Consider the following 19,343-nt stretch of genomic DNA (forward strand, 5'->3'; position numbering starts at 1 on the left):
GTTCTTTGCACGAGACGTCCGGCCCGCATCGCGCGCGGACCGGAGCACAACTCCCAGGCCCGCGCCCGCCCTTGCAAGGCGGGCGCGGGACCGGGTCAGCTTACTTCAGATTGTCGGGAATCTCGATGCCCGCTTCCTCGTAGAAGCGCACGGCGCCGGGATGGAACGGCATGAAGGTGTTCTTGTCCCAGTTCTCGATCAGCGTCTCGCTGGCCGCGGCATGGATCTGCAGCATGCGGTCATGGTTTTCCATCGCCAGCTTGGTGATCTCGTAGGCCAGGCTATCGGGCATGTCCGAATGCGCGACGGCGAAGTTCCACAGCGCGACGGTGGGCTGGTCGTAGTCATGGCCCGCATAGGTGCCCGCCGGGATCGTCAGGGGCGCCATGGCCGGGAACGCCTCGAGGACCTTCGGCATCTCTTCCTCGTTGAAGCCGAACATCACCACGTCCTGGCTGGCCGCGAGTTCCGCGAAGGCCGAGATCGGCACGCCCGCGGCAAAGGCGAAGGCGTCGATCAGACCGTCCTGAAGCTGGCCCGCGGCATCCGCGGCACCGGCATTCGAGACGCGGGCATTCACGCCGAGCGCCTCCATGAAAAGCGGCCAGTAGGTACCGGGCGTGCCGCCCGCCGGGCCGACCGAAACGCGCTTGCCGTCCAGATCCGAAACCGAGGTGATGCCCGACGAGCGCAGCGCGACGACCTGGAACGGCGTCTGGTACATCGGGAACAGCGCGCGGATCGAGCGGTGTTCCAGCCCCGGCGCCAGTTCCGACTTGCCCATCCAGGCGTCATAGGCCGGGCCCATGGTCACAAGGCCCATCAGGTGGTCGCCGGTTTCCACCAGCGTCACGTTCTGCACCGGGCCGCCGGTCACCTCGCCCGTGGCGTTCACGCCGAGTTGCTCGGAGATGAAGCTGGCAAAGCCGTTGCCATAGACGAAATAGGTGCCGCCCTGGCTGGCGGTGCCGATGGTCAGGCTGTTGGGCCATCCCGCACGATCCTCGGCGGCGGCGGGCAGGGCAAGCGTGGCGGCGACCGCAAGGGCCGCGATACGGGTCATCAACATTGGGGTCCTCCCATGAACCTGGTTGGCGATTCCGGCGCGGCAGGCAGCCGCCCCGCCGGAGCACGCGGCATATCAGGGGGCGACGGGCGCCGCTGTGCAACCTTGCAGATGCGATCGGGGGAAGAAAACCGCCGCACGCGGCGCGAAATGTGTGGATTTCGTAACATCGGCCGCCGGGGCATGGGGGGAATTCCCCCCATCCGTTTACTCGTCCTCGTCCGCGGCGCCGAAGGCGGTCTTGTCGATGCCGTGCTTCTGCATCTTCTCCCACAGCGTCTTGCGCGACAGGCCCAGCGCCTCGTAGACCGGCCGGATCGCGCCCTTGTGGGCCGCCAGCGCGGCCTCGATCTCGCGCTTTTCGAAGGCCGCGACGCGGGCGGCCAGGCGCGAGGGCGGCTCGGCCTCGCCCGGCATCTCGGCGATGCCCAGCCCCAGCGCATAGCGGTCGGCGGCGTTCCTGAGTTCGCGGACATTTCCCGGCCAGTCGCGCGCCGCCACCGCCGCGACCAGCGCGGGCGGCGGGGCGGGCGGCTCGACCCGGTGGCGTTGCGCGGCCTCGGCCACCAGCCGCAGGAACAGCGGCGCCACATCCTCGGGCCGCGCGGCCAGCGGCGGCACGGTCAGCGTGACCACGTTCAGCCGGTAAAGCAGATCGGCCCGGAACCGGCCCGCGGCCACCTCCTCCTCCAGCGGCATCCGGCTGGTCGCCATGAAGCGCAGATCGAGCGGCACCGCCTCGTTCGAGCCGAGCCGCGTGATCTCGCGCCGCTCGATCACATGCAACAGCGTCCCCTGCGTCTCGATCGGCATCGAGGCGATGTCGTCCAGCAGCACCGTGCCGCCGCGGGCATGTTCCAGCTTGCCCACCCGCGGCCGCAACGCCCCTGCAAAGGCGCCCGCCTCATGGCCGAACAGCTCGCTTTCGATCAGGGCGGGCGGCAGCGCGGCGCAGTCAATGGCGACAAAGGGGCGTTGCGCGCGCGGCGACAGATCGTGCAGCGCACGGGCGACGAGATCCTTGCCGGTGCCGGTCTCGCCGATGACGAGCACATCCGCCTCGGACGGGCCGATGGTCCGGATCCGCCGCCGCAGGTCGATCATCGCGGTCGAACGGCCGACCAGCCGCGCCTCGAGGTCGTCGGCCTGACCGGCCGCGGCGCGCAGCACGCGGTTCTCGACCACCAGCCGCCGGTAATCGGCGGCGCGGGCCACGATCTCGGCCAGTTGCGAGGCGGAAAAGGGCTTTTCCACGAAATCATAGGCGCCGTCGCGCATGGCCCGGACGGCAAGCTGCACATCGCCATGGCCGGTCACGAGGATCACGGGAATGTCGCGGTCGATCTCGTGGATGCGGTTCATCAGCGTCAGCCCGTCCATGCCGGGCATCCGGATGTCGGTCACGACGACGCCGGGAAAGCCGAAGCTGACCAGATCCAGCACGCGGCCCGCCTCGGCCAGTTCCTGCACGGCAAAGCCTTCGAGATCCAGCGCCTGCGCGGTCGAGGTGCGCAGGTCGGGCTCGTCATCGACCAGAAGAACGCGCGCCCCGCTCACGCCGCCTGTATCCCTTCGTCCGCGGCGCGCCGCAGGTCGATCCGGAACTCGGCGCCGCCGCCTTCGGGATCGACCAGCGTCAGTTCGCCGCCGAAATCCTTGACGATGTTGTAGGAGATCGACAGCCCCAGCCCCAGCCCGCGACCGACGCCCTTGGTGGTGAAGAACGGATCGAAGATGCGTTCGCGCAGCGCGTCCGGCACGCCGGGGCCGAAATCGCGGACCCGGATGCGGGCGCCCGTTGCCGTCGGTTCTGCGGTCAGCAGGATGCGGCGGTCGGCCCGCCCGTCGACCGCATCCGCGGCATTGGTGATGACATTGACCAGCACCTGTTCCAGCCGGAGCGGGCCGCCGGCCACCGCGGGCAGGTCGGGGGCAAGCGTCACGGCCAGATCCGCGCCCGCCGCGCGCAGGCGCGGGCCCGCGATCTCGGAGGCCGCGCGGATCACCTCGGGCAGCGAGGCCCGACCCACGCCGCGTTCGGGCGTGCGGGCGAAGTTGCGCAGGTCGCGGCCCAGCGCCGCCATCCGGTCGACCAGGGCGAGGATGCGCCCGGCATTGCGCCGCGCCTCGTCGGTGCGGCCGCGCTCCACCAGCGTCGGCAGGGTCTCGGCATAGTTGCGCACGGCGGCCAGCGGCTGGTTGAACTCGTGGCTGAGCGCCGCCGACATCTGGCCCAGCGCCGCCAGCTTGGCCGCCTGGATCAGGTCGGCCTGGGCCTGGCGCAGGTTGGCCTCGGCGGCGGCGCGTTCGGCCACCTCGGCGCCCAGCCGGGCGTTCAGGGCGGCCAGTTCGGCGGTGCGCGCGGCTACGCGGCGCTCAAGCTCGGCCCGGGCGGCGGCCTGCATGGCGAGGCGGTCGCGCAGCCGCGCCCGCCGCTGCCAGAGCGCGGCGGCAAGCGCCATCAGAAGCCCCAGCGCCAGCATGACCGCCAGCGTGAAGACGATGGCCTGGCGACTGGCCAGGGCGGTGTCCAGAAGGACGGTCACCTTCCAGCCCGCCGTCTCCATCCGTTCGGACAGCGCCAGCATCGCGCCGCCTGTCCCGGGCCGGGCCAGCCCGTCCGGGCCAGGCAGGCCGGTGAGCAGCGGCGCGCCCGTGATCGCGAGGTCGGCATAGCGCCGGGTCGCCCGGGTGCGGGCCGCCGCATCGGCATCCGGCCGGACATAGGGGCGGAACAGCCAGTCGGGCCGCGAGGACAGGAAGATGATGTTCTCGGGATCGGTGACCAACACCTCGTCATCGCCGCCGCGCCAGGTGTCCTCGATCGCGTCGAGGTCGATCTTGACGACCATCACCCCCGCGATCCGGTCATCCACCCGCACCGGTGCGCCGAAATAATAGCCGCGCTTGCCCGAGGTCGTGCCCAGCGCGAAGAACCGCCCCTCGCCGCCCGCCAGCGCCTGCGTGAAATAGGGGCGGAAGGCGAAATTGCCGCCGATGAAGGAGGTCGGCTGATCGAAATTCGACGCCGCGCGGGTGATCCCGCCCGGGTCCATGAAATAGATGTCCGACGCGCCCAGCGTCACCGCGATATGGCGCAGCGTCAGGTTCGCGGCGGCGATGCGGGCGGGATCATGGGGATGGGCGGCCAGCGCGCGGATCACCGGCTGTTCGGCGACCAGCCGGGGCAGACGCTGGAACCGGTCGAGCTGCGCGGTGAGCGTCGAGACCGCCAGCCGCAGCGTGGTATCGCCCCGCCGCGCGGTATCGTCCAGAAAGACGCGCTGGGCCTGGGCATGCACGAAGACCCCGGCCAGCAGCACGACCAGCAGCCCGAAAAGCGCAAGCGCCCCCTGCGCGGCGCGCTTGCCGCGGGCCGTCGCTGCGGCGATCCGTTCGGGCATGTCGGTCCCGGTCCCTTTCTCGCTGTCCAAGACCGCGCGACGCTAGCATGCCGGACTGACGCGGGCAAACCCGCCCGCCGGGGCGGCGGTCGGGCTTTGCCGGGGCGGTGCGGATCGCTTATGCAGGTCACGGGCCGACAAGGGAGGAACCGATGAGGATCACGCGACGCAGTCTGACGGCATGGCTTGGGATCTCGGCGCTGGCGGCCTGTTCGGGCGGGGTCGGCAGCCCGCCGCCCGCCAGCCGCGCGACGGCGCGGCCGGTGGCGAATCCGGCCTATGACGCCTGGCTGGTCGGGTTCCGCCAGCGTGCCGCCGCGCAGGGCATTGCGTCCGCCACGCTGGACCGCGCGCTGAGGACCGCGGGGTTCCTGCCCGATGTGGTCGAGCGCGACCGCAGCCAGACCGAGTTCACCCGCACGCTGGAGGACTATCTGGCGATCGCCGCCTCGGACGAGCGCATCGCCAAGGGTCGCGCCCAGCTTGCGCGGCGGCAGGCGGTGCTGCGGACCATCGAGGCGCGCCATGGCGTGCCGCCCGAAGTGGTGACGGCGATCTGGGGGCTGGAAAGCATGTATGGCGAGCGGCGGGGGGATATCCCGGTCGTCGCCTCGACCTCGACGCTGGCCTTCGACGGGCGGCGCGGGGCGTTCTTCGAGCAGCAACTGATCGCGGCGCTGCGGATCCTGCAACGCGGCGACGTGACCGCCGAGCGGATGACCGGGAGCTGGGCGGGCGCGATGGGGCATACCCAGTTCATCCCCACCTCGTATCTGGCCTATGCGGTGGATTTCGACGGAGACGGGCGGGCCGATATCTGGTCGGACGATCCCACCGACGCGCTGGCCTCGGCGGCGGCCTATCTGGGCCGGTCGGGCTGGCAGGCGGGGCGGCCCTGGGGGATGGAGGTGCAATTGCCGCCCGGTTTCGACACCGCGCGCGCGGGTCGGGGCAACCGGCGCGAGGCGGGCGCCTGGTCGGCGATGGGGGTGCGGGACATGAACGGCCGCCCGCTGCCCGATCATGGGCCGACGGCGATTCTGGTGCCTGCGGGGCCGGGTGGCCCGGCTTTTGCGGTGTTTCGTAACTTCGACGTGATCCTGCGCTACAACAACGCGCAGAACTACGCGATCGGGGTCGGCCATCTGTCCGACCGGCTGCTGGGGCGGCCGCCGATCCGGGGACGCTTTCCGCCGGATGCCAATGGCCTGACGCTGGACGACCGCAAGGAGTTGCAGCGCCGTCTGACCGCGGCGGGGTTCGACGTCGGCGGCGCTGACGGGGTGATCGGCGCCCGCACCGAGGCCGCGATCCGCAGCTATCAGAAACGGGTAGGCCTGCCCGTCACCGGACAGCCCTCGGCAGAGCTGTTGCAGCGTCTGCGCTGATCGCAGCTTGTCAACCCTAGCGGCTTGGATAGGTTGCTCTCTGCACTACGGTTGCTATAGATCTGGGCCACTTGCCGAATTTCCCGCATCCGCGGGAACAACAAACGCCCCTGAAGGGGGCTTGGGAGGAAAGACATGTCCGAACAGAAATCGCTCGACCGCCGCTCGTTCCTGAAGAAGTCGGCGCTGATGGGCGGGGCCGCCGCCGGAACCGCGCTGGCAGCGCCCGCCGTGCTGGCCCAGTCGCCGCTGGTGGTCAAGATGCAGACCTCTTGGCCCGCCTCCGACATCTGGATGGATTTCGCCCGCGAATACGTCACCCGGGTCGAGGAGATGTCGGGCGGCCGCCTGCGGGTCGACCTGCTGCCCGCGGGTGCGGTCGTCGGCGCATTCCAGGTGATGGATGCAGTGCATGACGGCGTGATCGACGCCACGCATACGGTGCCCGTCTACTGGTACGGCAAGCACAAGGCGGCGTCGTTCTTCGGCACCGGCCCGGTCTTTGGCGGCAATGCCAACACGATGCTGGGCTGGTTCTACCAGGGTGGCGGCGCGGAACTTTACCGCGAGCTGACGCAGGACGTGCTGCGGCTGAACGTCTATGGCTTCATGGGCTTCCCGATGCCCGCCCAGCCCTTCGGCTGGTTCAAGGGCGAGGTGAACGCCCCGGCCGACCTGCAGGGCTTCAAGTATCGCACCGTGGGGCTGGCGGCCGACCTGCTGCAGGCGATGGGGATGAGCGTTGCGCAGCTTCCGGGCGGCGAGATCGTCCCGGCGATGGAACGCGGCGTGATCGACGCCTTCGAGTTCAACAACCCGTCGTCGGATTTGCGCTTCGGCGCGCCGGACGTGGCCAAGAACTATTACCTGTCGTCCTATCACCAGGCGTCCGAATCCTTCGAGTTCGTGTTCAACAAGGACTTCTTCGACGATCTGGACGAGGATCTGCAGGCGATCCTGAAATACGGGGTCGAGGCGGCATCGACCTCGAACACCGCGCTGTCGCTGCGCGAATACTCCAACGACCTGGAACGCATCCGCGAAGAGTTCGGCGTCACCGTGCACCGCACCTCGAAGGAGATCCTGGCGGCGCAGCTGGAAGCCTGGGACCAGATCATCGCCGATCTGGAAAAGGACGATCTGAACAAGCGGATCATGGACAGCCAGCGCGCCTGGGTGGAAAAGGTCGCCTATTTCGAACTGATGAACGCGCCCGATCTGACGCTCGCCTACGAGCATTTCTTCCCGGGCCGCCTGAACCTCTGACCTATCGGCAAGACCTCAAAGACCCCGGCGGCCGCGGCCGCCGGGGTTCGTCGCGCGACAAGGGGGAATGGTCGTGGTCGGATTCATCCGTTTCGCCGACAGCCTGTCGGCCTGGTTCGGCAAGGCATTCGCCTGGCTGATCATCCTGATGGCCGTGGGCACGGGCTACGAGGTCTTCGTGCGCTACGTCCTGAACAGTCCCACGCCCTGGGCGCTGGACGTGTCCTTCATCATGTATGGCACGCTGTTCATGATGGGCGGCGCCTACACGCTGTCGCGGGGCGGGCATGTGCGGGGCGATTTCCTGTACCGGCTCTGGCAACCCAAGACGCAGGCCAAGGTCGATCTGGCGCTTTACATCCTGTTCTTCTTTCCCGGCGTGCTGGCGCTGATCTTCGCGGGCTGGAAATACGCCGCGCGATCCTGGAGCTATACCGAGGTTTCGATCAACAGCCCCGCGGGGATTCCGATCTATCAGTTCAAGTCGGTGATCGTCGCGGCGGGGCTGTTGCTGTTCGTGCAAGGCATCGCGCAGGTCTGCCGCTGCATCCTGGCGATCCGCACCAATGAATGGCTGGCCGCCGACGAGGACGTGTTCGAGACCGAGGACGTGCTGATGCGCGAAGTCGACAAGGCCGAAAGGGATCACCACATATGACGGACCCGCAAATCGCCCTGATGATGCTGGGGCTGTTCATCGTCTTCGTTTTCCTGGGTTTCCCGATCGCCTTCACGCTGATGGCCATGGGCATCGGCTTTGGCTACTACGCCTATTTCGACGCGGGCCGGATGTGGCGGACCTTCAACCGGCTCGGCGAGGATGCCGACATGTGGGACAGCTGGACCGCCTGGATACAGGGGCTGTTCAACAACCGCATCTTCGACCTGTTCGTGAACCAGACCTATACGGTCATGTCGAACGAGGTGCTGACCGCGGTGCCGCTGTTCCTGTTCATGGGCTATATCGTCGAGCGCGCGAATATCGTGGACCGGCTGTTCGGCACGCTGAACATCGCCGCGCGCAACGTGCCCGGCTCGATGGGGGTCGCGGCGCTGATCACCTGCGCGCTGTTCGCCACGGCAACCGGCATCGTCGGCGCGGTGGTGACGCTGATGGGGCTGCTGGCGCTGCCCGCCATGCTCAAGGCGCGCTACAGCCCGTCCTTTGCCAGCGGCATCATCTGCGCGGGCGGCACGCTGGGCATCCTGATCCCGCCCTCGATCATGCTGATCGTCTATGCCGCGGCCTCGGGCGTATCCATCGTCCGGCTTTATGCCGCCGCGCTGCTGCCCGGGCTGACGCTGGTCGGGCTTTACCTGATCTACGTCATGGGCCGTGCGATCCTGCAACCCTCGGTCGCGCCGCGCCCCACCGAGGACGAGGTGCCGCGCGTGCCCTTCGTCAAGCTGGCGTGGATGCTGGCCACCTCGTTCCTGCCGCTGGCCTTCCTGATCGCCTCGGTGCTGGGCTCGATCCTGTTCGGCCTTGCCACCCCGACCGAGGCGGCGGCCATCGGCGCGCTGGGGGGGATGCTGCTGGCGGTGCTGTATCGGTCGATGAACCACAAGCGGCTGCGCGAAAGCGTCTACCTGACGGTGCGCACCACGGCGATGGTGTGCTGGCTGTTCGTCGGCTCCTACACCTTCTCGGCGGTGTTCTCCTATCTCGGGGGCGAGCATGTGATCTCGGAATTCGTGCAGAGCCTGAACCTGACGCCGCTGCAATTCCTGATCCTTGCGCAGCTCATCATCTTCCTGCTGGGCTGGCCGCTGGAATGGTCCGAGATCATCATCATCTTCGTGCCGATCTTCCTGCCGCTGCTGAAATTCTTCGACATCGACCCGCTGTTCTTCGGCGTGCTGGTGGCGCTGAACCTTCAGACCAGCTTCCTGACACCACCGATGGCGATGTCGGCCTATTACCTCAAGGGCATCGCGCCGCCCTCGGTGCAGCTTACGGCGATCTTCCGCGGGGTGATGCCGTTCCTGCTCTGCGTCTTCATGGCGATGGCGCTGATGTATGCCTATCCCGATATCGTCTACTACCTGCCGAGGCTGTTCTATGGATAAGGCAAACCCGCGCGCCCGGTCCGCCGCCGCCGCCCTGTCGCTGGGCGCGGTGGCGATCCGCGACAAGCTGGCCGCGGGCGAGTTCCGCGCCACCGATCTGGTCGAGGCCAGCCTTGCCCGCATCGCCGCGACCGAACCCGAGGTGCAGGCCTGGGCCTGGCTCGACGGCGATCACGCCATCGCGCAGGCCGAGGCGCTGGACCGCCACCGCGAAAGCGGCCGCGCCATCGGGCCGCTGCACGGGCTGCCGGTGGGGCTGAAGGATGTCATCGACACCGCGAAAATCCCCACCCTGAACGGCGCCGCGCTGGACGAGGGCCGGGTGCCGCAGCGCGATGCCTGTCTGGTGGAACGGCTGCGCGCGGCGGGCGCCATCGTGATGGGCAAGACGGTGACGACCGAACTGGCCTTCCTGCATCCGGGCAAGACGCGCAATCCGCACAACCCGGCCCACACCCCCGGCGGATCCTCCTCGGGGTCGGCCGCGGCGGTGGCGGCGGGCATGGTGCCGCTGGCGGTGGGCACGCAGACCGGCGGCTCGGTGATCCGGCCCGCCTCCTTCTGCGGGGTGACGGGGTTCAAGCCCAGCTTCGGCGCGATCCCGCGGCGCGGCGTGCTGATGCAATCGCCCAGCCTGGACACGCTGGGCGTCTTTGCCGCCGATCCGCTGGGTGCCGCGCTGCTGGCCGAGGCGCTGTTCGGCCATGACGCCGCCGACCCGGCCACCGCGCCCGGCCCGCATCCCCGCCTGTTCGAGGTCGCGCGCGCCGCCCCGCCGGTCAGGCCGGTCTTCGCCTTTGTCCGCCCGCCCGGCTGGGACGACGCCCATCCCGAGATGCAGGCGGGTCTTGCCGAACTGGTTCAGGCGCTTGGCGATCAGGTCTTCGAGGTCGATCTGCCGCCCGCCTTTGCCCAGGCCGAGCCAGAGCGGCGGCGCATCAATTTCGCCGAGATGGCGCGCTACTATCACCGCTACGGCCGCGATCCCGCGCTCTTGTCGGACGAAACCCGCGCCGCGCTGGACGAGGGCAACGCCATCCCCGCGCGCGACTATCTGGCCGCGCTCGACTGGAAACCGGTGCTGAACGCCGCGCTGGACGAGATATTCGAGCGTTGCGATGCTATCCTCTGTCCCGCCGCCCCCGGCCCCGCGCCCGAGGGGCTGGGCTCGACCGGCAGCGCGATCTTCAACGGGCTCTGGACGCTGTGCGGCACGCCCGCGGTCACGGTGCCGCTGATGACCGCCGGAAACGGGTTGCCGATGGGCGTGCAACTTGTCGGCCAGACCGGCAATGACGCGCGGCTGTTGCGAACCGCGCAATGGCTCTGCGACTGGGCCGCGCAATGACAGATGACGGAAAGGACCGGCCATGATCGACCGCCTGATTGCGCTTTTCGCCTTTGCCGTCTTCCTGGGGTTTGTGGGGATCCTCGCGATGGGGGTGCCGCGGCTTGATCTTGGCTTGGTGATCGGGCTGACCGTGGTTCTGGTGGCCTGGGATTTCATCGCCTCGGGCGGCAAGCCAAAGGGCTGAGTCGGCGGGAGCATGTCGGGCGCCGACACGGAAACGCGGCAGAGTGGTTTTTCGCTGGGTTTGCAGTTCCGCCCACTGCAACGGGCGACCCTGTGTCGCCTATCGCCTTCCTGGCCCCATTGGGGACCCGCTAGGAGAGGGGTGGCCGACGGGCATCAGATGGAGTCGCGCGGCTTACGGACAGCGTGGTCGATCCGGCGAAGGACGGCCTGAACCTCCCGTGTTCGTAGTGCGGCATGCAGTCGCCGATGATCCTGCCCGACTTCAAGTGGAACTCGGCGATCAGGGTGGTCGAACCGCGTCATGTGTGATCATGGGGCGTGGTGGCAGTGCGATGATGACAAGCTCCGATGTGAGCGTCCTCCCTGTGGGTCCTTCGCGGTCCCGCCTGGCAAATCCAAACCCTCGGTGGCGGTTACATCTGCAGGGGCCAAGCCATGGCACAAACCCGCACGAATCGCCGTTGACACTGCCCGTCGCCCTCTGTAAGTGAGCGCCTCACGACACCTGCCCAGGTGGCGGAATTGGTAGACGCGCTGGTTTCAGGTACCAGTGACTTAACGGTCGTGGAGGTTCGAGTCCTCTCCTGGGCACCACTACACCCTTGTCATCCCCCTATTTCTCAAGGCAAACAGGCCGATAGCTGCCTCCTCGGGTCCACGGGAGGTCCACATTGGGCATTGTGACGATGAAACTGCGGGGTCTGAGCGAGCTTGGTCAGGGGCGGTGGGAATACCGGCGGCGGGTTCCCGAGGCGGTCAAGACCAAGATCGGCAAGAGCGAGTGGAAACGGGTCATCAAGGCCCGGTCTGATGCTGACCTCCTGCGCCAGTATGGCCGCGTCGAGGCGGAGTTCGAGCGCGAGGTCTTGGCGGCGAAGGCCCCCAAGCAGAAGCTGACCCCTCGGGCTGCATGGGAGGCCGCTGTCAGGGAAGCCGATGAACTGGCCGTCGGTGTCGTGGGTCTCGGAGACGACGATCACGACGAGGCGCGGGAGATGGTGGCCGAGTCGCTGGTCTCCCTCGGTCGGCCCGACCCGCTGTTGGTGCAAGCCCTCATGGACCCCCGCCGGTCCCCGCCCGCGCTGACCCTCGAAGATGCCCGCAATGTCTATGTCGCGGAGAAGCTCGGGGGTGGCATGGGGGCAGAGCATCGCGCCGCGATGGTCCGACTTGAGCGCGTGATGCTCGCCTCCGAGGCGGGGCTGCCTGCCACCACGGCGCTGTCCGACCTGACCCGCGAGCATGCCCGCAAGGTCCGCGATCACATGCTCTCGCGCGAGAAGCTGGGCGCGAAGGGCAGCGGGCGGCCGCGTAGCTTGGCCTCGTTCAGCTTTCGGGCGATGTGGTTGATCGCGGCGCCGTCGGTCGCGACCTGCGCGCCCCAGGCTTGCAGATGGTCGAGCATCACCGGGTCTGCCGGGCGCAGCAGGATGTCGGCCGCCCCCATCAGTCGGCGCAGGGCGGCGGGTTGGTCGGTGATGCCGCGGCGTGCCAGTGCGGCCTGAAACCCCGCCAGCTGGCGCGCGCTCAGGCGGGTGCTGATCGTCGTTGTGGGCCCGGGCGCGCGCCGTCGGCCCGTCTCAGCGTGTTGTAGATCGCCCTAGGCGAGACGCCGAAGCGGTGGGCCAGCAGGGCCGCCCTCGGCGCGGGCCTCGAGGACCTGGCGGCGTTCGTCGTCGGTCAGTTTGCGGTGGTGGCGCATGTGAAGTTTACGTTCCTATTTCTTGCCAACTTCCTCCAAGCCCCCCGCCTCCCAGCGTCAGCGGAGGTGGGTCAGGGGCTTGGAGTCCGTTTCGGTGGGTTTGCTGGGCGGGGTGGGGTGCAGACGGCGCGATGCGGGAAACGCGATGCGCGCTGCACGGTGCAGGAAACGCGGCGCAAAGGACGCGATGCGCGATGCGAAAAGCGCGGCGCAGGGGACGTGGGACACGGCGCACGGCACGGCAAGCGCGATGCAGGGGTCGCGATGCGGGGCGCATTTTGCGGAAATCACCCCACTCATGCCGCCAACCCCGCCGCGCGCAGCTGACCATCTGTCACAAGCCCCGCCGCCAGCAGCGCCGTCACCTGCGGCGCGGTGATGTGCTTGCACATCGGGCTTCGGTCTCGGATCTAGGCCGCCAGCCGGGCGTGGTGATCGGCGGCCAAAACCGTCCGCGCCTGCCGTTCTTCGGCCATCGCCTCGAGGAACCGCTGCCATCGGCGCGCGGCGAACCAGTTGTCCGAGAAGCATACCTTCGACCTAGTGAAGCCCGCGCTCTCGGTCGCGTAGGCTTGCACGGCGCGCAGCAGGTCGTCCGGGTCGATTCCCTCGGCCAGCGCTTCGGCAATTGCCTTCAGGCTCGCCACCTTCCCGCGCTGCCTGTCCTTGGGGTAGGCGGCCCAGATCCTTTCAACCCTTTCATCCACCGCCGCCTCCGCGCGCTTGCGCGTAGGTGGTTTAAGGATGGTTTCAGGGTGGTTTGGGGTCCACCCTGGACCCGGTACCCCGTCCACCCTGGACCCCCTACCGGGGTCACGCTGGACGGGGTCCACAGTGGACCCCGTCCCTTCGTCAGGTTCGGCGGAGCTTTCCAAGGCCATTACCCGGTCGAGCACGATCCGGTAGATGACGGTGAATCCGTTCTTGCAGGGGCGGCGCCCGGTCTCGATCAGGATACCCTCGCGCAGGAAGTCGGTGATGGTGCGCTTGACGGTGCTTTCGCCCAGTTCGGTGTGGCGCTGGATGGTACCCTTGGAGCTCCAGATGCCCGAGCCGTCGTCGCTCGCCTTGTCGGCCAGGAACATGATGATCTGCTTGCGGGCCGCGCTGCCGAAGATGCGGTCGGCGCATTCGTTTGCGACGCGCCAACTCATTGCAGGACCTCCGAGGGGCGGAAGCGGCCCGCAACTTGTACAGGTTTTGTACAGAAATCCCGTCTGCAGCGCTCAACCTGCCGGGAAGTCAAACGGGGGTTTCTGCAGCCACTTCCACAAGTTGCTGACAAAGCGCTATATTTTACTGGGCTTTTTGGCGACCCCGGCAGGACTCGAACCTGCAACCTATCCCTTAGGAGGGGATTGCTCTATCCTGTTGAGCCACGGGGCCGCACGGGGACTTTCTCACCGGAAAGCGGTGCGCATGCAAGCCTGCATGCACTTGGACTTTCGCACAGGCCGCGTTTATCTAGACCGACCCGCCGATACAGGAGCGCATCGCCCGTGACTCTTTCCGATCCGCCCCGCCCACCGAGGCAGTTGACGCTGCGCGACGTGTCCGAGGCGTCGGGCGTGTCCGAGATGACGGTCAGCCGCGTTCTGCGCGACAGTGGCGATGTGTCGGACAAGACCCGCGAAAAGGTGCTCGAGGCGGCCAAGCGGCTGGGCTATGTACCGAACCGCATCGCGGGAGGGCTGGCCAGCCAGCGGGTGAACCTTGTGGGCGTCATCATCCCCTCGCTGTCGAACATGGTCTTTCCCGAGGTGCTGTCCGGCATCAACGAGGTACTGGAGGACACGCCGCTTCAGCCCGTGTTCGGGCTGTCGCGCTATGATCCGCCGCATGAGGAGAAGGTGCTGTTCGAGATGCTGTCCTGGCGGCCCTCGGGGCTGATCGTGACCGGGCTGGAACATTCCGAGGCGACGCGCGCGATGCTCAAGGCCGCGGGCATCCCGGTGGTCGAGATCATGGATCTGGACGGCGAGCCAGTGGATTCCGTGGTGGGCATCTCGCATCGCCGCGCGGGTGCCGAGATGGCACGCGCCATCGCCGCGGCGGGCTATCGGCGGATCGGTTTTCTGGGCACCAAGATGCCGATGGACCACCGCGCGCGCAAACGCTTCGAGGGGTTCACCGGCGCGCTGGCGCGGGCGGGCATCGAGGTGGCCGATCACGAGTTCTATTCGGGCGGCTCGGGGCTGGCCACCGGGCGCGAGATGACCCGTGCCCTGCTCGGCCGCAATCCGGATCTGGATTTTCTTTATTACTCCAATGACATGATTGCGGCAGGCGGCCTGCTTTACTGCCTGGAAAACGGCATCGACATCCCCGGCCGGATGGGCCTTGCCGGGTTCAACGGGATCGAGTTGCTGGACGGGTTGCCGCTGAAGCCCGCGACCATGGATATTCAGCGCCGCGAGATCGGGCGGCGTGCGGCGCGGATCATCGCAGATTGCGTGGCGCGGGGGCTGTCCGGTGCGGGCGAGCGTGTGGCGCTGACGCCGCGGATCGACCCCGGCGACACGCTGCGCATGGCACCGCCCGGCCCTGGTGGACAAGACCTCCCCGATCATGTTTAACCCGCGCAATCGCCTGCCCTGCCGCGGCGGCCCCCGATGAGGCCCCCATGCCCGCCGTCTCGATCGTGATCCCGATGAAGAACGAATCCGAGAACGTGGCGTTCCTGCTGGACGAGATCGCGCAGGCCTGCGCCGCGCTGGACAGCCATGAGGTGATCGTGGTCGATGACGGCTCGACCGATGACACCGCGGGCCGTGTGCGTGACCGGATGGCGACCGATCCCGCGCTGAGGCTGGTGCGCCATGCCGCCTCGGCCGGGCAAAGCGCTGCGGTTCATAGCGGCGTTCTGGCGGCCCGGGCGCCCATCATCTGCACGCTGGACGGCGACGGCCAGAACCCGCCCGCCGACCTGCCCAAACTATGGGGGCCGTTCATGGCCGACGCGACAGGGCATTTGGGGCTTGTGGCAGGCCAGCGGGTCGGGCGGCAGGATACGGCGTCGAAGCGCTGGGCCTCGCGGCTGGCGAACGCGTTGCGGGCGCGGATTCTGCGCGACGGCACCCGCGATACCGGCTGCGGTCTCAAGGGCTTCCGGCGCGATGCCTTTCTGGCGCTGCCCTATTTCGACCACATGCACCGCTATCTGCCCGCTCTGTTCCGGCGCGACGGCTGGGAGGTGGCGCTGGTCGATGTCAGCCATCGCGAACGTCATGCCGGGCGGTCGAACTACAACAACCTGCAACGCGCGCTGGTCGGCCTGCACGATCTGGTCGGGGTCGCCTGGCTGATCAAACGGCGCAAGAAGGCGCGCGCCAGCGAGGAAACCGGAGATGTCGATTGAGACGCTGTTCACCGTGCTGGCGGTGAAAAGCTGGACCGAATTCTGGTGGGTCGTCATCGGGCTGGGTGGGCAGTTGATGTTCACGGCCCGCTTCCTGGTGCAGTGGATTGCATCAGAACGCGCCCGGAATTCGGTGGTGCCGCTGGCCTTCTGGTATTTCTCGCTGGCGGGCGGGGCGATCCTGTTTGCCTATGCGGTCTATCGCAGGGATCCGGTCTTCATCCTGGGCCAGTCCATGGGCATCATCATCTATTCCCGGAACCTGTGGTTGATCCATGCAAACCGCCGCAACGCCTGAGCCCCGGGGCTGGCTGATCCCGGCAGCCGCGGCCGTCCTTGCCGTGACGGCGGCGCGGGTGGCGCTGTTGTGGTTCAACCGCATGGACCTGTTCGTGGACGAGGCGCAATACTGGCTCTGGGGCCGGGAACTGGCGCTGGGCTATTATTCCAAGCCGCCGATGGTGGGCTGGGTGATCCGGACGGCAACCGAGCTGGCGGGCAGCGACGCGCCGTTCTGGGTGCGCCTGCCTGCGCCGCTGTTCCACGGGGTCACCGCCCTGATCCTGGGCTGGATCGCCGCCGGGCTTTGGGGGGCACGGGCGGCATTATGGGTCGCGCTGGGCTATGTCACGCTGCCGATGGTGACGGTGGGGTCGATCCTGATCTCGACCGACACGATCATGTTTCCCTTCCTCGCGCTGGCGCTGGGCGGCTGGCTCCGGCTGCTGCGGGGCGGCGGGCGGGTCTGGGCCGTGGTTGCGGGCGTGGCGCTGGGGCTGGCCTTCCTGTCGAAATACGCCGCGATCTATTACCTGATTTCGGCCATTCTGGCGGCGCTGATCTTCCGCAGAGCCCGACCCACGCTGCGCGACGGGCTGACGGCGCTGGGGCTGTTCGCGCTGACCATTGCGCCGAACGTGGTCTGGAACCTGGTGAACGGGCTGACCACGGTCCAGCACACGCTGGACAATGCCGATTGGGTGCGCGACCCGGGCAGCCGGGCGGGGTTGAACCTTGCCGGACTGGCCGAGTTCCTGGCCAGCCAGTTCGCGGTCTTCGGCCCGGTGCTGTTCGGCGCGCTGGTCTGGCTTGTCCTGCGCCGGGGCGCGGGCGATGGCGCGCGGCGGCTGTTGCTGGTCTTTGCGCTGCCGCCGCTGGTGATCGTGTCGGGGCAGGCGCTGTTGTCGGGGGCCTATGCGAACTGGGCGGCGGCGGCCTATCTGGCGGGGACGCTGGCCGTCCTGCCCTGGCTTTCCCCGCGCTGGCGCGCGGCCTCGTTCGCGGTGAACGGCACGGTGGCGCTGGCGCTGCCGGTTCTGGGGGTCCTTGCCGAACAGGCCGCGCCCGGGGGCAAGCCGCTGCTGGAACGGTATCTCGGCCTTGACGAGATGTCGGCCGAGATCGTGAGCGGCGCGCGCGAGGCCGGGCTGGGCGTCGTCGTGTCCGAGAACCGCAGCCTTCTGGCCGACCTGTTCTACTCGGCGCGCGACAGCGGGCTTGCCCTGCATGCGGTCCCGCCCTCGGGCCGGGCGCCGCATCACTACGCGCTGAGGCATCCGTTGCCCGAGGGGCTGGCGGGCGAGGTCCTGTTCGCGACCGGAGGGGGGGCACCCGCCTGCATCATGGGGGCGGAACCGATCCGTGTGATCGCACCCGAGATGGGGGCCTGGCGGGGCAAGCGGGTTTCGCTCTTCGTCGTTCCCGCGGATTGCTGGTCGTCGGGCGAATGACGGCCGGGGGCCGTGCATCCCGCATGTCCGGCAAGAGGGCGGCGGCGTGATGGAGCGGATCGGGGCGCTGGTGATCGGGGCGGGGCCTGCGGGGCTGATGGCGGCCGAGGCGCTGGGCGCGGCGGGCATCCCCGCGGTGATCGCCGAGGCCAAGGCCGCGCCCGCGCGCAAGTTCCTGATGGCGGGCAAGTCGGGGCTGAACCTGACCCGGGCCGAGCCGTTGGCGAGCTTCCTTGCGGCTTATGCCGATGCGGCCGGGCCGCTTGGCCCGATGATCGCGGTGTTCGGCCCCGCGGATGTCTGCGCCTGGGCCGAGGGGCTGGGTCAGCCGGTCTTCACCGGCAGCACAGGACGGGTTTTCCCGAAGGCGATGAAAGCCTCGCCGCTGCTGCGTGCATGGCTTCGGCGGCTTGACGGGTTTGGCGTGACGCTGCGCCCGCGCTGGCGCTGGACGGGCTGGGACGGCGCGGCGGTCACGTTCGACACGCCCGAAGGCCCGCGCGCGGTGCTGGCCGGGGTCACGATCCTGGCGCTGGGGGGCGCGAGTTGGGCAAAGCTAGGCTCTGATGGCGCCTGGGCGGGGCCGCTTTCGGCCGCGGGCGTGCCGCTTGCGCCCTTTGCGCCCGCGAATGTCGGGTTGCGGGTGGACTGGTCCGCGCCGATGGCCCGCCAGTTCGGCCAGCCGGTCAAGGGCGCGGCGCTGCGCGCGGGCACCGGGCCGTGGCAGCGGGGCGAATTCGTGATCTCGGCCCGCGGGCTCGAAGGCAGCGGGATCTATGCCCTGTCCCGCCCGCTGCGCGAGGGCGCGCCGCTGGTCGCCGACCTGTTGCCAGACTGGACGCCCGGGCGGGTGGCCGAGCGGCTTGCCCGCCCGCGCGGCAAGGCAAGCCTTGGCAACCATCTGCGCAAGGCGCTTGGGCTTGATCCGGCGCGGCTGGCGCTGCTGATGGAGTTCGGCCGCCCGCTGCCTGACGGGGCGGCGCTGGCCGGGCTGGTCAAGGCCCTGCCGATCCGCCATGCAGGCCCGCGGCCCATCGACGAGGCAATCTCGACCGCGGGCGGCGTGCGCTGGGCGGCGCTGGACGAGAGCCTTATGCTGCGCACCCGCCCCGGCACCTTCCTTGCAGGCGAGATGCTGGACTGGGAGGCGCCGACCGGCGGCTATCTGCTGACCGCCTGTCTGGCCACCGGGCGCTGGGTCGGGCAGGCGGCGGCGCGGCGGCTTCAGACAGCCTGCGCGCGCTGATAGGCTGGCCGCGTCCGCATCCGGGCCAGATAATCCTCAAGACCGGGTTCGGTGATCGGAAAGCACGCGGCGCTGGCCCAGTCGCCGCAATGGGTCAGGATGATGTCCGGCACGGTCATCACCTCGCCCATCAGGAACGGCCCGTCGCCCATCCGCTGCATCAGCACCCGCTGGCTGCGGCCGAATTCCCATTTCAGGCTGTCCTTGATCGCCGACTGGCGCAGCGCCTCGGGCAGAACGAAACTGTGCCGCGCCGCCATCCACAGCGCCGAATCGAACTCGTCCAGCAGGAACTGGGTCAGGCTGTCCTGCCGGGCGCGGTCGATCGTGCCCGCGGGATGGGTCAGATGGCCGTGCCGGTCGGCCAGGAAAGTCAAGATCGCGGTCGAATCGGTGATCGGCACGTTGTCGGCGATCAGGACCGGTACCTTGCCCGCAGGGTTCAGCGCGATCACATCGTCCGAACGGGGCAGGGCGGGCACATGCTCGTAGGGCAGGCCCAACTCCTCCAGAATCCACAGCACCCGTCGCGCGCGGCTGTTGCCGCTGCCGATCACACGATACATTGCCGTCCCC

General features: G+C 68.6%; 17 protein-coding genes and 2 tRNA genes. 13 read left to right on the forward strand and 6 right to left on the reverse strand.

Annotated elements, in window-relative coordinates; translation table 11 throughout:
* Positions 1 to 100 precede the first annotated feature (100 nt).
* The 3 genes from EV216_RS01240 to EV216_RS01250 all read right to left on the reverse strand — a co-directional run bounded on the left by EV216_RS01240 (position 101) and on the right by EV216_RS01250 (position 4,470).
* Complete coding sequence (locus EV216_RS01240) at positions 101 to 1,063, reverse strand: TAXI family TRAP transporter solute-binding subunit (RefSeq protein WP_341539350.1); 963 nt, start codon at positions 1,061 to 1,063, stop codon at positions 101 to 103.
* Between the two features lie 210 nt (positions 1,064 to 1,273).
* Entirely contained in the window at positions 1,274 to 2,623 is a 1,350-nt protein-coding gene (locus EV216_RS01245) for a sigma-54-dependent transcriptional regulator (protein WP_132693244.1), read from the reverse strand.
* Positions 2,620 to 4,470: a sensor histidine kinase gene (locus EV216_RS01250; protein WP_132693245.1), complete on the reverse strand. Its 1,851-nt coding sequence runs from the start codon at positions 4,468 to 4,470 to the stop codon at positions 2,620 to 2,622. The genes EV216_RS01245 and EV216_RS01250 overlap by 4 nt, the downstream gene beginning before the upstream one ends.
* 152 nt (positions 4,471 to 4,622) lie before the next feature.
* Here EV216_RS01250 and EV216_RS01255 point away from each other — a divergent pair, with 152 nt between their 5' ends.
* From EV216_RS01255 to EV216_RS01285, 8 genes are all read left to right on the forward strand, one after another.
* Positions 4,623 to 5,858: a lytic murein transglycosylase gene (locus tag EV216_RS01255; protein WP_132693246.1), complete on the forward strand. Its 1,236-nt coding sequence runs from the start codon at positions 4,623 to 4,625 to the stop codon at positions 5,856 to 5,858.
* 135 nt (positions 5,859 to 5,993) lie between these two features.
* Complete coding sequence (locus EV216_RS01260; protein ID WP_132693247.1) at positions 5,994 to 7,124, forward strand: TRAP transporter substrate-binding protein; 1,131 nt, start codon at positions 5,994 to 5,996, stop codon at positions 7,122 to 7,124.
* Between the two features lie 73 nt (positions 7,125 to 7,197).
* A complete protein-coding gene (locus EV216_RS01265; RefSeq protein WP_132693248.1) occupies positions 7,198 to 7,782 on the forward strand; it encodes a TRAP transporter small permease subunit in 585 nt (194 codons plus the stop codon).
* Complete coding sequence (locus EV216_RS01270; protein WP_132693249.1) at positions 7,779 to 9,194, forward strand: TRAP transporter large permease; 1,416 nt, start codon at positions 7,779 to 7,781, stop codon at positions 9,192 to 9,194. Before EV216_RS01265 ends, EV216_RS01270 begins: the two co-directional genes overlap by 4 nt.
* Positions 9,187 to 10,542, forward strand: coding sequence for an amidase (locus tag EV216_RS01275; protein ID WP_132693250.1), 1,356 nt, complete (start codon positions 9,187 to 9,189; stop codon positions 10,540 to 10,542). Before EV216_RS01270 ends, EV216_RS01275 begins: the two co-directional genes overlap by 8 nt.
* A 22-nt stretch (positions 10,543 to 10,564) precedes the next feature.
* The gene (locus tag EV216_RS18115) at positions 10,565 to 10,729 is read left to right on the forward strand and encodes a hypothetical protein (RefSeq protein ID WP_165899109.1); all 165 of its coding nucleotides are present in this window, start codon (positions 10,565 to 10,567) and stop codon (positions 10,727 to 10,729) included.
* A gap of 509 nt (positions 10,730 to 11,238) precedes the next feature.
* A tRNA-Leu gene (locus EV216_RS01280) sits at positions 11,239 to 11,325 on the forward strand.
* Between the two features lie 77 nt (positions 11,326 to 11,402).
* Positions 11,403 to 12,236 carry a hypothetical protein gene (locus EV216_RS01285; RefSeq protein WP_132693251.1) on the forward strand — a complete coding sequence of 278 codons (834 nt, stop codon included), beginning with the start codon at positions 11,403 to 11,405 and terminating at the stop codon, positions 12,234 to 12,236.
* A gap of 607 nt (positions 12,237 to 12,843) precedes the next feature.
* Here the strand turns inward: EV216_RS01285 and EV216_RS01290 are convergent.
* Entirely contained in the window at positions 12,844 to 13,587 is a 744-nt protein-coding gene (locus tag EV216_RS01290) for a hypothetical protein (protein ID WP_243641927.1), read from the reverse strand.
* Positions 13,588 to 13,742: 155 nt separating this feature from the next.
* Positions 13,743 to 13,819 (reverse strand) — tRNA-Arg (locus EV216_RS01295).
* Positions 13,820 to 13,932: 113 nt separating this feature from the next.
* Here EV216_RS01295 and EV216_RS01300 point away from each other — a divergent pair.
* The 5 genes from EV216_RS01300 to EV216_RS01320 are packed head-to-tail and all read left to right on the forward strand — an operon-like array spanning position 13,933 to position 18,767.
* Complete coding sequence (locus EV216_RS01300; RefSeq protein ID WP_243641928.1) at positions 13,933 to 15,009, forward strand: LacI family DNA-binding transcriptional regulator; 1,077 nt, start codon at positions 13,933 to 13,935, stop codon at positions 15,007 to 15,009.
* 47 nt (positions 15,010 to 15,056) lie between these two features.
* Positions 15,057 to 15,791, forward strand: a complete 735-nt coding sequence (locus EV216_RS01305) for a glycosyltransferase family 2 protein (RefSeq protein ID WP_132693252.1) — start codon at positions 15,057 to 15,059, stop codon at positions 15,789 to 15,791.
* Positions 15,781 to 16,089 (forward strand): lipid-A-disaccharide synthase N-terminal domain-containing protein, encoded by a 309-nt coding sequence (locus EV216_RS01310; RefSeq protein WP_132693253.1) that lies wholly within the window; start codon positions 15,781 to 15,783, stop codon positions 16,087 to 16,089. Before EV216_RS01305 ends, EV216_RS01310 begins: the two co-directional genes overlap by 11 nt.
* The gene (locus EV216_RS01315; protein ID WP_132693254.1) at positions 16,067 to 17,521 is read left to right on the forward strand and encodes an ArnT family glycosyltransferase; all 1,455 of its coding nucleotides are present in this window, start codon (positions 16,067 to 16,069) and stop codon (positions 17,519 to 17,521) included. The genes EV216_RS01310 and EV216_RS01315 overlap by 23 nt, the downstream gene beginning before the upstream one ends.
* Before the next feature lie 49 nt (positions 17,522 to 17,570).
* Positions 17,571 to 18,767, forward strand: coding sequence for a TIGR03862 family flavoprotein (locus tag EV216_RS01320; protein WP_132693255.1), 1,197 nt, complete (start codon positions 17,571 to 17,573; stop codon positions 18,765 to 18,767).
* Here EV216_RS01320 and EV216_RS01325 read toward each other — a convergent pair.
* Entirely contained in the window at positions 18,746 to 19,333 is a 588-nt protein-coding gene (locus EV216_RS01325) for a glutathione S-transferase family protein (RefSeq protein WP_132693256.1), read from the reverse strand. The two genes, EV216_RS01320 and EV216_RS01325, sit on opposite strands and share 22 nt — an antisense overlap.
* Positions 19,334 to 19,343: the final 10 nt, after the last annotated feature.

The sequence above is a fragment of the Rhodovulum steppense genome, from assembly GCF_004339675.1.
GTDB classification, from domain to species: domain Bacteria; phylum Pseudomonadota; class Alphaproteobacteria; order Rhodobacterales; family Rhodobacteraceae; genus Rhodovulum; species Rhodovulum steppense.